We start from the raw sequence: 14,341 nt of genomic DNA, 5'->3' as shown, positions 1-14,341 counted from the left end.
CACACCCTTATAGAAGGCCGCCCTAATTCGGCCGATGCGAGAGGAGCAGGCCCGGATGAGGGACTTCAAGGGCAGGACGGCAGTCATTACGGGGGCCGGCAGCGGCATTGGCGCGGCGCTTGCCCATCTGGCGGCGCGGGAGGGGATGAACCTGGTCCTCGCCGACATCAATCTGGCCGACCTTGAAGCGGTGGCCGCAACCATCGACAGTCCGGCAATCGCGCTCCAAAGGACCGACGTGGCCGATCCGGAGGCGGTGCAGGCCCTGGCCGACCTCGCATGGTCGCGCTTTGGGGAGGTGTCCCTGCTGTGCAACAATGCCGGCGTCGTCCCCGGCGGCCGTCATCGGCTCGTCTGGGAATATGCGCTGGAGGACTGGCGCTGGGCCTTTGGCGTCAATATGGATGGCGTGGTGAACGGCATCCGCAGCTTCGTGCCCCGGATGCTGGCCGAGGGGCGGCCGGGGCATATTCTCAACACGGCGTCCGTGGCCGGCTTCGTGAGCGGCGAAGGCTCCGCCGTCTATGGCGCGTCCAAGCATGCCGTCGTCCGCATTACCGAAGCCCTCTATGCCGGCCTGCGCGATCGGAACGCCCCGATTGGCGTCACGATGCTGTGTCCCGGCCTGGTCGCAACGCGCATTTACGAGGCCGAACGATCCCGCCCTGCCCATCTGCGGTCCAGCGACGGGCGGCCGGCCGAAGCCGCCGAGTTCCAGTCGATTTCGGACAATCTGTTCCAGAACGCCCCCTCGCCGGAGGAAGTGGCCGCGCAGGCGTTCGACGGCATCCGGAATGACCAGTTCTACGTCTTTACCTCGACCCGGTATGACCAGGTGATCGCGCAACGGACGCAAGCCATCCTTGCCCGGGAAAATCCGGTCTTCGACAGCCTGATTTCGCTCAGCAAGGGCAAGGCTGACGCAGGGGAGGAAAGGTCGTGAGCAGGCTTCAGGGGCGGATCGCGCTCGTCACCGGCGCTGCTTCGGGCATCGGGCTCGCCACCGCCCGGCGCTTCGCGGCGGAGGGCGCGACACTCATTCTGTCCGATCGCAACGGGGATGCCCTGTCGGATGCGGCCAAGTCCCTGCCGGGCGACCGCCATGAGGTCGTGGTCATGGACGTCACCGACGAGCAGGCATGGATCGCGCTGGCCGATCGCGTGAAAACGCGGTTCGGCACGCTCGACATCCTCGTCAACAATGCCGGGTTCGGCAAGTTCGCGTCGATCGCGGACACGACGCTGGCGCAATGGCGGTCGATCATCGCCGTCAATCTCGACAGTGTTTTCTTAGGCACCAAATATATGATGCCGCTGCTCGCCGCCTCCGGCCGGGGGGCGATCGTCAACATGTCCTCCATTCGGGGCATCGTGGCGGGCGCCGGCACCGGCTCCTACAGCGCGGCGAAGGGGGGCGTCCGGATGTTCACCAAGGCGACCGCTATCGAATGCGCGGCGGCCGGCAACGGCGTGCGGGCAAACTCCATTCACCCCGGTCACATCGCGACGCCGCTGACCGCGCCTGCCCATGCCGATGCGGAAATCGCCAGAACCCTGCTGGCGGACGTCCCGCTCGGCCGGATCGGGCAGGCGGAGGAGATCGCCGACGGCATCCTTTTCCTGGCCAGCGACGAATCCCGCTACATGACGGGCGCCGAACTCGTGATCGACGGCGGGAGCACCGCGCAATGACCGAGCGAGCAACCGCCATCGCCTCAAGGGTGGAAGCCTTCGTCCGGAACCTGGTCATTCCCTATGAAAAGGATGGTCGCCTCGGCTTTCATGGCCCGGAAGACGCGCTCGTCGGGGAACTGCGCGCAAAAGCGTGCGAGGCAGGCGTGCTGACCCCGCATATCCTGCCTGACGGATCGCATCTGACGCAGCGGGAAACAGCCATCGTCCTCATCAAGACGGGCCTGTCGCCGCTCGGCCCCCTCGCCTGCAACACCGCGGCCCCTGACGAGGGCAATATGTATCTGCTCGGAAAGGTGGGCAGCGCCGGGCAGAAGGCCCGGTTTCTCGACCCTCTGGTGAGGGGCGAGGCGCGCTCCGCCTTCTTCATGACCGAGCCTGCCGAAACCGGCGGCGCGGGGTCCGATCCGTCGATGATGCAGACGACCTGCCGCCTCGACGGCAACCATTGGGTCATCGACGGCCGCAAGAAGTTCATCACCGGGGCGGAAGGCGCGCGCGTGGGCATCGTCATGGCCCGGTCGGACGAGGGCGCTTGCATGTTCCTCGTCGACCTGCCCAACCCGGCGATCCGGACGGTGCGCGTGATCGACACTATCGACAGTTCGATGCCCGGCGGGCACGCGGAAGTCGACATCGTCGATCTGCGCGTGCCGGCGGACCAGATGCTGGGCGCGAGCGGAGAAGGCTTTTCCTATGCGCAGATACGCCTCAGCCCTGCCCGCCTGTCCCACTGCATGCGCTGGCTCGGCCTCGCGACGCGCGCGCATGAAATCGCCACCGACTATGCCTGCCGCCGCCACGCCTTCGGCAAGCCGCTGGTCGATCATGAAGGTGTCGGCTTCATGCTGGCGGACAACCTGATCGACCTGAAGCAGGCCGAACGGATGATCGACTGGTGCGCGGGCGTCCTCGACACGGGATCGCTCGGCACGGCGGAAAGCTCCATGGCGAAGGTCGCGGTGTCGGATGCGCTGTTTCGCGTCGCCGACCGCTGCGTCCAGGTGATGGGCGGGACGGGCGTGTCCGGCGACACCATCGTCGAGCAGGCGTTCCGGGAAATCCGCGCCTTCCGCATCTATGACGGTCCGACCGAAGTCCATAAATGGAGCCTGGCCAAGAAGATCAAGCGCGACTGGAAGGCGGCGCAGGGATGAGCGCCGGACGATGGATGCCGGCCATGCGGCCGATGCTGGTTCTCCTGCCGCTCCTTGCCTCGACCGCTGGACATGCCCAGCCAGCGAACTTCGCCGCGCCGGAGGCGCCCATTTCGCAGGCCGGATATGGCGAAGACCTGCTGCCCAGGGACGAGAAGGATCGCGCCACCCTGCTCCGGACCGTCGCGTTCGACGCGACCGTCTATGGCATGGCTGCCTATCTGCACTATGAGCAACTCTATCGGCAGGTGTTCGACCGGAGTTCCAGCAACTACACGGGGTTCAACCGCTTCGCGCATGAGAGGAACCTTGCGGGGCCGGACTATGCCACGTTCAAGGTGCCCAATACGGACACGCTCTACTCCACGGCCTGGATCGACCTGAGCAGGGGCCCGGTCGAAATCGACATCCCGGCCACGCAGCTCAAATATTTCACGCTCAACATCTTCGACATCTTCGGCAATCCCAGCAACCTCAGCAATCGCACGATAGGCGTCAAGGGCGGCCGCTTCCTGCTGGTGCCGCGCAACTGGCGCGGGACCGCGCCCGCCGGGGTCACGGTCTATCCGGCCGCCACGACCCAGCTTTGGATCCTGATGCGCGCCTTTGCCCAGTCCGACGCCGAAGTCCGGACCGCGCGCGCTTTTCAGGATGCGGTCCGGATCATCGTTCCGGAAGGCGAAGGGACGGCGGGCTCTCATGGCGGCGCAGCGCCACCACCACCCGCCCCTGGCGCTATCGGCTATTTCCGGGCGCTCGACTATCTGCTTCGGGCCAATGGCTGGCAGCCGGGCGAGGAGGCCCTTGTGTCGCGATTTCGACCGCTCGGCATAGGGGACGACCGCCCGTTCAACCCTGACAGGCTGGCCCCGACCACGCGAGCCGCCATCGAAAGCGGTTACGCGGAGGCGCTGGACATGCTCACACGCGCCAAGTCGCAATTGGGCGAACCCACCGGCACGGGCTGGATGAAGGTCAACAAGGGCGTCTACGGTTTCAATTATCTGCGCCGGTCCGTCATCAACATGGCTGGCCTCGGGGCGAATGTGCGGGAGGAAAATGCCTCCTACACCACGTTCGCGGACGGCAATGGATCGGCGCTGGACGGCGCGTCGTCGCGCTACATGCTCCGGCTGCAAACGCCCCCGCCCGTCAACAGCTTCTGGTCCGTCACGCTCTACGACGCAAAGACCTTCGCCCTCCATCCCAATCCGCTGCGTCGCTATCTGGTGAGCGACCGGACAAAGGGCCTGAAGGTGCGGAAGGACGGCTCCATCGAAATCCGCATCCAGCATGCCGCATCATCCGATGGAAACTGGCTTCCCGCACCGGCGGGCCCATTTTTCGTCGTGATCCGCGCCTATGGGCCAAAGCCCGACATGCTGAACGGCCAATGGCTGCCCCCGCCCATTTCGAGGGAAGGCGACGCCCGATGAATGCCCTGGTCGAAGACAATAGCGGAACCGCCGCCGTTCGCCCCGGCTATGAGCTGGATCTGGGAGCGCTGGACGCCTGGATGCGCGCCCATGTCTCCGACTATGCCGGGCCGCTCACGATCGAGCAGTTCAAGGGCGGGCAGTCCAATCCGACGTACAAGCTGCTCACGCCCGGCAAGACCTATGTCCTGCGCAAGCAACCGCCCGGCCCCTTGCTCAAGGGCGCCCATGCGCTCGACCGGGAGGCAAGGGTGCTCGCCGCCCTCTCGCGGGCAGGCTTTCCGGTCGCCGCCGTCCATGGCCTGTGCACCGATCCCGCGGTCATCGGCACGATCTTCTACGTCATGGACATGGTGGAAGGCCGCATCTTCTGGGATGCCGCGCTTCCCGGCGTGTCTCCCCCGGAAAGAGCCGCGCTGTTCGATGCGATGAACGCGACGATCGCCGATCTCCACAGCATCGATCATGTGGCCGCCGGCCTTGCGGACTATGGCCGACCCGGCAACTATTTCGAACGGCAGATAGCGCGCTGGTCCCGCCAATATCTTGAGGACGCGCAGGCGGGCCGCGATCCCTATATGGACCGGCTGGTGGAATGGCTCCCCGCCCACATCCCGCCGGGCGAGGAAACGAGCATCGTCCATGGCGATTTCCGCATCGACAATCTGATCTTCCACCCGACGCAGCCTCGCGTGCTGGCCGTGCTCGACTGGGAGCTTTCGACCCTGGGGCATCCGGGCGCGGACTTCGCCTATCATGCGATGATGTATCGGATGCCGCCGCACATCGTCGCGGGCCTCGGCGGGAGCGACCCCGCCGCGCTCGGCATAGCCGATGAAGAGGCCTATCTCGCGGCCTATTGCCGGCGCAGGGGTCTGGCGGACATGCCGGGTTACGACTTCTACGTGGCCTTCAACTTCTTTCGGCTCGCGGCCATCTTCCACGGCATCAAGGGCCGGGTCATCCGTGGCAACGCCTCCTCCGCGCAGGCGCGCGAGCGGGTTGCGGTACTGCCGGAACTCATGCGCCTGGCGTGGCGGCAGGCGGAGAAGGCCGGCGCCCGATGAACGGTCCGGCCATCACTCTCGACATTGATGACGGCATCGCATGGCTGACGCTGGCACGCCCCGAAAAGCGCAACTCCGTCGATCCTGAATTCGCATTCCGCCTTCATGAACTGGCGGAGCGATGCGCGGCGGAGCGGGACATACGCTCCGTCGTCCTCACCGGAAGCGGCAAATATTTCTGCGTCGGCGGCGACATCGACGCCTTCTCCGCCGCCGGGGAGGACGCCGAAGCGGCGGTCGGCGCCCTTGCGCGCAGTTTCCACGCCGGCGTCCATCGGCTCGCCACGATGGAAAAGCCTCTGGTCACGGCGATCAATGGTCCTGCCGCCGGTGCGGGGCTTAGCCTTGCAATATTGGGGGACATTGCGCTGGCGGCCGCCTCCGCGCATTTCACCTCGGCCTATAGCGCCGTCGGACTGACGCCGGATGGCGGCGCATCATGGTGGCTGCCGCGCCTGGTCGGGATGCGGCGGGCGCAGGAAATGCTGTTCGCCAATCGACGAATCAGGGCGGAGGAAGCGGCCGCCATCGGCCTTGTGACGCGCATGGTCCCCGACGACGCGCTTCGTGCCGAGGCGTCGGCCATTGCGTCGACGCTCGCAAAGGGGCCGATCCGCGCACTCGCCAGATGCCGCGCTTTGCTGATGGAATCGGCAACCGCCGACCTTGCCGCCCAGTTGGATCGCGAGGCCGCCTCGATTGCCAAGTCCGCCGGTGCCGCCGAAGGGCGGGAAGGAGTCGCCGCCTTCCTGGCGAAGCGACCGCCGCGTTTCGCATAGGGGCGCATTGATGGACAAGGCGCTCGACAAGCCGCGTGAATCTTGCACCTGCGCCGGCAGGTCCGCGCCCTTGCCATGAGACCCGGGCAGCTCAACTTTCCACTCAATCCGGATTACGGGACCGGCTCCACCATTCGTCGCGTGTCCCTGCGCGCGCGGCCCAATCGGGTCGACAGCCATCTCCTCGACAATTTCCATGAAATGCGCTGTTCCATCCTGCATGACGCCTCGATCGTGACCGCCATTGCGGGCCAAGGCATCCGCCTTCCCACCACGGCATGCCCCGGCGCGATCGCCCAGCTTCAGTCCCTGGTCGGGCTGCCGATCGGCACGCCAAGGCGCGACTTCTACACCGGGGGGATCGCGCGCCGTCATTGCACCCATCTTCTGGACCTGGCGGTCATGGCGATTGGCCATGCTCAAGGACCGTCGATGGAGATAGTCTATGAAGCGGAAGTCCCGGATGAGGTAGAATTGCCAGTCCCCATCACGATCCGGCGAAACGGCCGGCTGGTCTGTCGCTGGCTGGTCCGACAGGGTGCGATTCTCGATCCGCTGGAGCTTCGGGGAAGACCGCTGGGAGCAGGCTTCGCCGCATGGGCCAGCCGCGCCTTTGAGCAGGATCGACTTGAAGCCGCCACCATCCTGGCGCGGACTTGGCTCATAGCCATCGGTCGGCGCTACCGCCCCTCACAAGTTGCAGGTCGACCTGCTCGCGACAACCCGGAGATGCTCGGGCGATGTTATGCATATAGCGCCGGGCAGGTGGAAACCGCCGCCATGACTGGAGAGGACGAGGTTCATTTGCACCACCCCCAGCGTGAAGCGTAAGCGCTTTCACCAGTTTATGGCACAAGGATGGCAAATGGTGCAGAAGAGGACTCGAAATCAGATTTTATGCAATTGTTTTAAAATCTTAGTCCTCAAAACGAGTTCGACTAAATACCCTCATTTGTACCCGCAGCAGTGAATGAAGGAGAGGTTCGATGCCCAAAACCGCCTCTTTGACAACTTTTTTCGATCTATTCGCGCCTACCATATTCCGTCGCAGTCTGCACCTGATCGCAACCATATTTTTTGGTGATGCCTCTCGTCTATGCGTAGCCCCAGGGAAGCTTGCGACCCTTCTCCGTCGCTCAGCGGCCGAATTGCCCTTCCCAGTAGCGGACACCTCACTGCCGCGCTGAGGCCAGGCATTATGTCCGCTATGTCAGACAGTCCGGAACGGCAAGTTATAGGACTAGCTCGAGGATAGCTGCCCTCGATGCGGTCTCCGATGGCAGCATGCCTCATATGTTGCTGCCAAAGCTTAGTGCGCCTGTGGAATTTCCTCATCACGGAAGAAGCGCCACATCGCACGAACAAGGTTCGTTAGCATTTCGCTTTCATGCCCTAGTTCCTTCGCCCGCAACAGCATCTGGTAGACAACGTCGGGAATCTTTTGGCTATCTTTACTGGGGTGGACCCCGAACGGTTCGCACGCGGCGGCAAGACATTCCGTGTGGATGACGGGCGTCAGGTCCTCCTTGAGTTTTAACTCTAGCGTCTTTTCGAAATGAGCATAGCAGTCCGCGATCAGGTCAGTCGTGGGGGCTGCTTGGAACTGCTGTTCGGGTTTCGCAAGCTTGCTGAGCGCGAGATCGATAGCAGGCGATCGTTTGTCCTCAGGCAGTTGCTGGTCACAATCCCAGAGAATGAATGTCGGAATTCCCAACTCGCGAAAGATCACATATGGACGATCGAGGTTCGCTTTGCCTTCGGCCGACAAAATCGCGATCCCCGCCGCTTCGAAGCTCACACCCAACATTCGTGCCGTCGCTGTGAGTGCTGCTTTGTCGCTTCGCCCCTCGACCAGTATGACGCCGTTGGCAAAGAACCCTTCCGAAAGCTCGGCACCTAGGATGTGCAATCTCGGAATGAGCGTCTGCGCGGTATATTGTTCCGGCGGCTTGTCCCATCCAGTTCTCAGCTTCTGAGCGACATTCGACAAGTCGAGCGCCTGCAGCGCGCATTGCTTAAACTCACTGTCTTCACAGGGTGTTCGGCGAGTCAATCTGATCTCATCGGCTTTGCCCATCGAAATGAACATCGGCGAATGCGAGCCGAAGATAATCTGCGTATGGCCTTGGACACCAGGAAGAGTGCCACTACTCAAGCCGCGCAGCACGTCTGCGAAATGTCGCTGTTTGGTCGGATGCTGGTAGAGCTCGGGTTCCTCGATCGCGAGGATGAGCGTAGGCGCCTGCGCCGGAATAGGCGCCACTGCCGGCGCGACTTCACCGGCGTTCACATCTGGCTGAAGGTCGTCGCTCTCCGGTACTGTAGTGCGCGCGAGATGCTGGAGCAGCGTGAAGATAAACGCGCGCTGAAGGCCATGACCCTGCCTGTCTACTGGACCGCCAAATCCGTCATCCTTGAGAAACACGTCAGCCATGGGAAGTGGAACCGGCATTTCGCCGATTTCGCGCCAATTCAACGAAACTTCGGCATCTTGGTATAAGCCCCGCAGATCGGCCGTCAGCGTCCCGGCAAGCGCGCCGAGCTCCGGCATGTTGTCGGCAGATACCAGCGCCTGGTAGGCTTCAGTCATCGTTGCCTTGAATGCTTGGACATCTGGCCTCTGGAGGATCTGACTTCGCACCAGCAGTTCGAGCAACTTTCCGATGACGCTCGCCTTGCCGTCTGCCGCATCCGCTGAGGCTTCTCGTACGGCAGGTACGAACACAAAGCTGGTGTGTCGCTGGAGTTTGCCGCGACTATTGTTCTGAAATCCGAAGAACTGACCATCGTCGGGGAGCAACACTAGCTGTTCGGGGTGGTTTGCCTCCCATTCTAGGAGCGCCTGATCTACTGCCGCCTGACTGCCAGCGTTCGGGAGACCAGCATAAGCTGGATTATTCTCGCGAAGCTCGTTGTAGGCAGCGCGCTTCGATGTGGCGGTAGCGTGGGCACGGATCGCCAAGAAATCAGCGACTTGAGGAACAACGCCGTGATACCTGCCGCTTGAAGAGCTCTGGTCAAATATTCGCGTGACAACGAGCTTCCCATCCCGCACGCGATCTTCAAAAGCGGTGGCCTCCTGCTCACTTAACCGGTGGAAAGTGAGTTCGATCGCTATCGGTTGCGACTGATCGCGGCCGAAGAAATCGTCGGCGCTGCAGGTCTTGGAGGTTGAGTAGAACATTTCGATCGCCTTCAGGATAGACGACTTTCCTGCACCATTGCCGCCGATCAGGGCCGTATGCGCGCCGAATTCCACTTCAACATCGCGAAGTGATCTGAAGTTCTTTATGCGCGCGCGCTCAAGCTGCACCTTGCCCTCCCTCGAAGTGAGCTACGACCCGATTCCAATCATTGGGACATTGCGACATGAGAAACTTGGTATGCCCGCAGATTTGCAACCTGTCTCTTCTTTAACGCAACCTTGATGAATATCGATTCTTTACTACTCGATTTATAAAGTTATTTAGACCTTCACCGGCCCGCGCAAGAGCTACCATTTGATCAAAGTTTGCCGACCCGACTGAGGCAGATGTATACCGGTAAACTGCTCCGGTTTTGAATTGAATGTCGATTTGACCTTCAGAAATCTCAAAGGCTCGAACACCTGAATCATTATCCCAATCTCGATAAGGTTCCATAAATCACCTATATTTCAATTACATATTAATTGACGAATAATGAATAGTCAGCCTGCCCGAGCCTCGATCTGGCTGCCATTTGCACCCTTGTGCACGGTGAAGCCATTTGGAACTGCCTGTTGGACCAAGGGCACGTGTGAAATCAGGCCCACGGCACGCCGCTCGCCGACAATATTCTGAAGCACCTGCAGGACCTGATCGAGCGTGCCGGCGTCGTTATCTGTATCGAGGCTGCCGAAGCCCTCATCGATGAAAATGGTGTCGAGCCTGATGGCCCCGTTTGTCATTTCGACGATGTCGGACAGGCCGAGTGCGAGGGACAAGGCTGCGATGAAGGTCTCGCCGCCCGAAAGCGTGATGATCTCGCGGGCGCGGCCGGTCTCGATGTCGTGGACGCGAACGTCCAGCCCTCGTTTTGAGCGTCCTCCGATGCTCTCGGTGTCGCGCTCGAACCGATATCGGCCGGTGGTCATTGGATCGAGCCGGAGGTTCGCCGCTTCAAGAACCTGATCGAACATAGCACCAATGGCGAATGTCTCGAGGCTCGTCCGCATCTCGTTCTGACCATCGAAGGCTTCCGCGATACCGCGCAGTGCTCCCGAGGACTGCTCAAGGACCCGAAGGTTCTCAAGTTGGTCGGCCAAGCTGGCCTGCAGGTCGACGAGTGATTGTCCGACGCGTCGAACAGCCAGGCAGCGTGTGGCTGCATGGTGTGACCCTCGCCTCGCGCCTTCGGCCGTGCCTGGTCAGCTGTCTCCATGACTGAACATTGACGGAAATGTGTGCCTGTCGAGCAGCGACGCGACCTGCGCCACATTCGACAGGGGAAAGAGTTTCAAGACATGAGCATTCAGTCTGCCCTACCAAGCTTGACCAAACAGCTTGCATTCGTCCTCTGCGCATTTCTTGCCCTCCCCAACAGCGCCCTGTCGGCGAAAAGTGCCGGTTCCGTGTCGCTTTCTCCAGTCTGGCGGATGGAAAGCGATGAGGACTACAGTTATCAGGCGAATTACCAACCGCCTGGCCCTGTTAAAGGCCTTGCTCTGCATGGTTACTTCGCCGACGATAGACTTAACGTTAGCGACGCAAAGGTGTCATTGCCTGCAAGTGCGGAATGCCGCGAGTCCGTCACACTTCCCGATCCGCGAAGCCTCCCTGACTATCTTCCGGCGCGGACACATACCGAATTCTGGTTCTACAGGTCGGGCGATCAAGGCCTTTATCTAGGCCGCACTTGGCGGGTCGAACGATCCGATCAGTGCGATGTCAAAGCAAAGGTAGAGACAAGGATCATCCATATGTCCCTGTTCAACGGTATGGCGCGCTTTATCGTCATCCACAACGGCGCTGCGCCGGTGGTTTCGACGAATAATATTGCTGAGGGCGAACTTTATCCGATTCCGGCCCACTTCGTCGTCATGGACCGCCAATTGCTGCAAGAAGGGCCGAGGGCTGCTGTCAGCAGGCGGACGGACGACCGGTTGGAGAATACCTCTTTCCGCCGCACCTGCTTCGACACCTCTTTCGCGTTCTTCTTTTCCAATAGCTGCGTTCTCAACGAGACCGGGCCATGGCAAGGCTTATTGATCTCGGCCGACAGCGAGGCCGATGACGGCACATCCTATTCCGAATATCGGCTGCTTGACCTCGATCCTGAGGCCCGGATTGATGGACGCCTCTTCCAATGGGATCGCAAGATTGTGTTGGCACCCACTGCCGGGAAATGACCGTTATTGCGCTATACCTTCCCGTTACCGGAACGACCGCTAGCCACCCGCGATCGTCGTTCCTCGCCTGCGAATCACACCGCGCCGCTGACAAGCTCCTGGTCTGGTTCGGGATTGGATAGCAGCCCAGCGGCAAGCGACCAGTTGTTGCCAAAAATGCTTCAAGTTTTATTCCTCAACTGCGGACATTCCGGCAGGGGGGAAGAAGACATGAAACTGTGGGTGCTCATCGTTGCGGGAGTGCTTGCTCAAACGCCCGCGCTCGCTTGCGAATGTGTTTTCTACGCCAGCGAAGCCGAGATGGTGGAGGCGGAAATCAATCGTCTCGATAGCGCATCTGTAGCCTTGGATGGAGAAGTAATTAGTTCCTCGACTTCCATCTTTGGTTCAACAACAACGGCTATAGTTAGGCCAACTCACATATGGTTTGGCGAACGGCTAAGAGAATATCGGGTTGAAGGCCAAACGAACTGCGATTTAAAGCTTCATGTAGGCGAGAAAGTTAGAATTGATCTCCGAAAAATACCACTTGATACAGGGTTTATAGCGCAATTTCGTGCAAAACTATTCGGTGAATCCCTGCGCTTTAGAAGCTCTGGCTGTAGCGATTTTGCCGAAGCAATGAGAAGCCCGAAGATGCAAAGAGCGGTTTATGCTAGATCACGCAAAGGCCGATAATCCGCTTCATATGCACCCAACCTGCCAGTCCGCTACCCACCCGCCTTCGGCGTTCCCGACCTGCGAATCACCCCGCGCCGCCGATAACCCGCTGGTCCGGTTCGGGATGGGAAAGCGGCCCAGCGGCAGGCGACCATATGCAGACATTGTGAGCCGCGCAGCGAGCAGCCATAATCGGTCGTCATGAGCGCATCAATTTTCCCTTTGGCTTTTGCCGTTCTGTTTGCTGTTCTTCTCGTCCGGGGCTTGGCGACGGGTATTATGCCTTCATACGGCCTTTCTCCAAGGCGGCGTAAGGGGCCATTATTGTTCTGGATGCATACCGGACGGTTAGTCGCACTGACGCTCATGACTGGGTATGCGGCATTCGCTATATGGGTCGCAGGTATGTGACGGACAGCAGTCGGCCAGAAATGGACACTTGATGCCGCGCTGCCAGCATTTAAAAGCGGCCACGGCGCAGCTTGCGAAGCATCCGCATTACCAAGGGTCTGCGCACCAGCCACGATCATCAAGATAACGAAACGCTTGTTGATGTGTTTTCCAACTCCGGTCAGGATATTCTTGTAAACGGGTTGCCACAAATCGTTCTGTTATCGAGCATTGCACCTTGTTGCGCTGCTCTCTGTTCCACTCACATTTTAAGTTTTTGACCTGATACTTTCCAGCAGCTCTGTCAGCGCATGGCCCTGTGCCAAGCATACATGCGCAGCTTCTCAACATAGCAGACACCGCCGAATTCTCCGTGGGAAGATCGGGCGAAGTCGCAGGAATGTGGGGCGAACAAGCACCTAGAACGAGCGACAAAAAGAGGCACTTCGTGCCCTGTTTATCGCGCGTGACGACATGGCTTTTGGCGCCGACGCCAAATGAGCGAAACCTAGTTAACGACAACTGCCCCCTCCCAAATTTCAGCACTCGAATGTCGGCTTAATGCATTAATTGTGCGTAAGCGGAATGTCGCCTACCCACCCATCGGCGCTATTCGGTGCCCTTGCTGCCGAACATACGATGGATCGCTTCCCAGAATAACGCGGTGCCCATTACACCGGCGGCAGCGAAGCGTTGACCATCGACAAGCAGCCACCCTGCCAACGCAACCGTGAAGACCCAGAGCGCGATAATCCATGGCTTCGTCATAGGTCGAGCCTACAACGAATGTCGGCAGCTTACCACCATGCCATGCTCGACAGCGGACCGTCCTTCCCACCATGCATCGTCGCTCACCGCCAGCGAGTCGCTCTGCGTTGCCATAACCCGCTGGTCCGGTTCGGGCTTGGAAAGCAGCCCAGCGGCAGGCGACAGGACCGAACTGGTTGGTTGTGGACCGAGGCCATCTGAATTTCGTGCTGCTATGACCAGGCTGGGTGGTTTGCGGACTGGCAGCTTTTTTTTGCACGAAAGAGCAAAGCTGCCATCGTAGGAACCCGATCATCAAACTCGCTAGATAGGCTCCATTCTAAAGTCGCCATTAGATAGCCTTCTCGCAAGGGGCATTCCGGTATCGCCTCGATAGACTCCATCCAATCTGGATTCAGGATAAGCTCCCAACCACCCCAACCGCTTCTCAATTCCCGTCGTGACAGGATCATCGGTCACTTGCAGGGTAATCCGGCGTACCCCGACCATGTCGGGGTTGACCGCCCCAACGCTCTTTGGATTGCCCAGATCACCAAAACTCACCAGCATCGGATAATCCTCACGCCGAAGCACGGCGAACGGTTTGACATCTTCGGCTTCGTCGTATGCCTCTTGCCATTCGTGCAGCTTGAATTGCCGCGAGAGGGGCGGTTTCAGGTCAGGGTAATTGAGCACACGCGGCACCATGGCATAAATGCTGCGCCCTTCGGGTCCGCTTAGCAGTGCAAATATTACACGCCCGCCGCCAAGATCGACCGCCACCGCTTCACCGACAACCCCGCCGCCACCGCCAGAGCCAAGCTCTTGCGGGACCAGAGGCTGCGCCCCCTGTTGCCGCGTCTCTATCACCGAAGAGCCGGTCCTAAGGCCAGAAGGCGTATCCACTTCAACAGTAATCCGATACCGCAGCCGTCCGCGTTTCGCACACCCTGCCAGCGCCATCGCCGCAGCCGACGCCAAAAGACCAATCACCCCACGTCGCGCCATCATGCAGTCGTTCTTAACTCGCATCATATAACCCTGC

At 60.5% G+C, this 14,341-nt stretch carries 13 protein-coding genes; 9 read left to right on the top strand and 4 right to left on the bottom strand.

From position 1 onward, the window contains the following. Positions 1-55 precede the first annotated feature (55 nt). The 7 genes from SIDU_RS17160 to SIDU_RS17130 are packed head-to-tail and all read left to right on the top strand — an operon-like array spanning position 56 to position 6,962. Complete coding sequence (locus tag SIDU_RS17160) at positions 56-943, top strand: SDR family NAD(P)-dependent oxidoreductase (RefSeq protein ID WP_007682901.1); 888 nt, start codon at positions 56-58, stop codon at positions 941-943. Then, complete coding sequence (locus SIDU_RS17155) at positions 940-1,692, top strand: SDR family NAD(P)-dependent oxidoreductase (RefSeq protein ID WP_007682904.1); 753 nt, start codon at positions 940-942, stop codon at positions 1,690-1,692. The genes SIDU_RS17160 and SIDU_RS17155 overlap by 4 nt, the downstream gene beginning before the upstream one ends. Further along, positions 1,689-2,849 (top strand): acyl-CoA dehydrogenase family protein, encoded by a 1,161-nt coding sequence (locus SIDU_RS17150; protein WP_007682906.1) that lies wholly within the window; start codon positions 1,689-1,691, stop codon positions 2,847-2,849. The genes SIDU_RS17155 and SIDU_RS17150 overlap by 4 nt, the downstream gene beginning before the upstream one ends. After that, complete coding sequence (locus tag SIDU_RS17145) at positions 2,846-4,285, top strand: DUF1254 domain-containing protein (RefSeq protein ID WP_007682908.1); 1,440 nt, start codon at positions 2,846-2,848, stop codon at positions 4,283-4,285. Before SIDU_RS17150 ends, SIDU_RS17145 begins: the two co-directional genes overlap by 4 nt. Further along, positions 4,282-5,352 carry a phosphotransferase gene (locus SIDU_RS17140; RefSeq protein WP_007682910.1) on the top strand — a complete coding sequence of 357 codons (1,071 nt, stop codon included), beginning with the start codon at positions 4,282-4,284 and terminating at the stop codon, positions 5,350-5,352. The genes SIDU_RS17145 and SIDU_RS17140 overlap by 4 nt, the downstream gene beginning before the upstream one ends. After that, complete coding sequence (locus tag SIDU_RS17135) at positions 5,349-6,131, top strand: enoyl-CoA hydratase/isomerase family protein (protein WP_007682911.1); 783 nt, start codon at positions 5,349-5,351, stop codon at positions 6,129-6,131. Before SIDU_RS17140 ends, SIDU_RS17135 begins: the two co-directional genes overlap by 4 nt. Positions 6,132-6,173: 42 nt before the next feature. After that, positions 6,174-6,962 carry a DUF2889 domain-containing protein gene (locus SIDU_RS17130; RefSeq protein ID WP_007682913.1) on the top strand — a complete coding sequence of 263 codons (789 nt, stop codon included), beginning with the start codon at positions 6,174-6,176 and terminating at the stop codon, positions 6,960-6,962. A 478-nt stretch (positions 6,963-7,440) separates the two neighbouring features. Here SIDU_RS17130 and SIDU_RS17125 read toward each other — a convergent pair whose 3' ends face one another. Next, entirely contained in the window at positions 7,441-9,444 is a 2,004-nt protein-coding gene (locus SIDU_RS17125; protein ID WP_007682915.1) for an ATP-dependent nuclease, read from the bottom strand. 375 nt (positions 9,445-9,819) lie between these two features. Beyond that, complete coding sequence (locus SIDU_RS17115) at positions 9,820-10,416, bottom strand: SbcC/MukB-like Walker B domain-containing protein (protein WP_007682917.1); 597 nt, start codon at positions 10,414-10,416, stop codon at positions 9,820-9,822. A gap of 198 nt (positions 10,417-10,614) precedes the next feature. Between SIDU_RS17115 and SIDU_RS19500 the strand changes: the two genes are divergently transcribed. Beyond that, positions 10,615-11,499: a hypothetical protein gene (locus tag SIDU_RS19500; protein WP_129965620.1), complete on the top strand. Its 885-nt coding sequence runs from the start codon at positions 10,615-10,617 to the stop codon at positions 11,497-11,499. A gap of 210 nt (positions 11,500-11,709) precedes the next feature. Then, on the top strand, positions 11,710-12,177 hold the full coding sequence (locus tag SIDU_RS19495; protein ID WP_129965619.1) for a hypothetical protein: 468 nt from the start codon (positions 11,710-11,712) through the stop codon (positions 12,175-12,177). 981 nt (positions 12,178-13,158) lie between these two features. On the opposite strand, the gene SIDU_RS19845 is transcribed toward SIDU_RS19495, so the two are convergent. Both SIDU_RS19845 and SIDU_RS17105 read right to left on the bottom strand, forming a co-directional pair. Further along, a complete protein-coding gene (locus SIDU_RS19845; protein WP_007682921.1) occupies positions 13,159-13,317 on the bottom strand; it encodes a hypothetical protein in 159 nt (52 codons plus the stop codon). Between the two features lie 303 nt (positions 13,318-13,620). Beyond that, on the bottom strand, positions 13,621-14,331 hold the full coding sequence (locus SIDU_RS17105) for a hypothetical protein (RefSeq protein WP_007682923.1): 711 nt from the start codon (positions 14,329-14,331) through the stop codon (positions 13,621-13,623). Positions 14,332-14,341: the final 10 nt, after the last annotated feature.

Origin of the sequence: Sphingobium indicum B90A (assembly GCF_000264945.2) — a bacterium.
Taxonomy (GTDB): Bacteria; Pseudomonadota; Alphaproteobacteria; order Sphingomonadales; family Sphingomonadaceae; genus Sphingobium; species Sphingobium indicum.
Note: the sequence above shows the minus strand (reverse complement) of the source record. Positions and strands in the feature narration are given on the sequence as shown.

Excerpts from the sequence above, each read along its gene's own strand:
- SIDU_RS19500 (WP_129965620.1), top strand. The coding sequence starts at position 10,615 with ATGAGCATTCAGTCTGCCCTACCAAGCTTGACCAAACAGCTTGCATTC.
- SIDU_RS17105 (WP_007682923.1), bottom strand. The coding sequence starts at position 14,331 with ATGATGCGAGTTAAGAACGACTGCATGATGGCGCGACGTGGGGTGATT.
- SIDU_RS17140 (WP_007682910.1), top strand. The coding sequence starts at position 4,282 with ATGAATGCCCTGGTCGAAGACAATAGCGGAACCGCCGCCGTTCGCCCC.
- SIDU_RS19845 (WP_007682921.1), bottom strand. The coding sequence starts at position 13,317 with ATGACGAAGCCATGGATTATCGCGCTCTGGGTCTTCACGGTTGCGTTG.
- SIDU_RS17145 (WP_007682908.1), top strand. The coding sequence starts at position 2,846 with ATGAGCGCCGGACGATGGATGCCGGCCATGCGGCCGATGCTGGTTCTC.
- SIDU_RS19495 (WP_129965619.1), top strand. The coding sequence starts at position 11,710 with ATGAAACTGTGGGTGCTCATCGTTGCGGGAGTGCTTGCTCAAACGCCC.
- SIDU_RS17160 (WP_007682901.1), top strand. The coding sequence starts at position 56 with ATGAGGGACTTCAAGGGCAGGACGGCAGTCATTACGGGGGCCGGCAGC.
- SIDU_RS17135 (WP_007682911.1), top strand. The coding sequence starts at position 5,349 with ATGAACGGTCCGGCCATCACTCTCGACATTGATGACGGCATCGCATGG.
- SIDU_RS17150 (WP_007682906.1), top strand. The coding sequence starts at position 1,689 with ATGACCGAGCGAGCAACCGCCATCGCCTCAAGGGTGGAAGCCTTCGTC.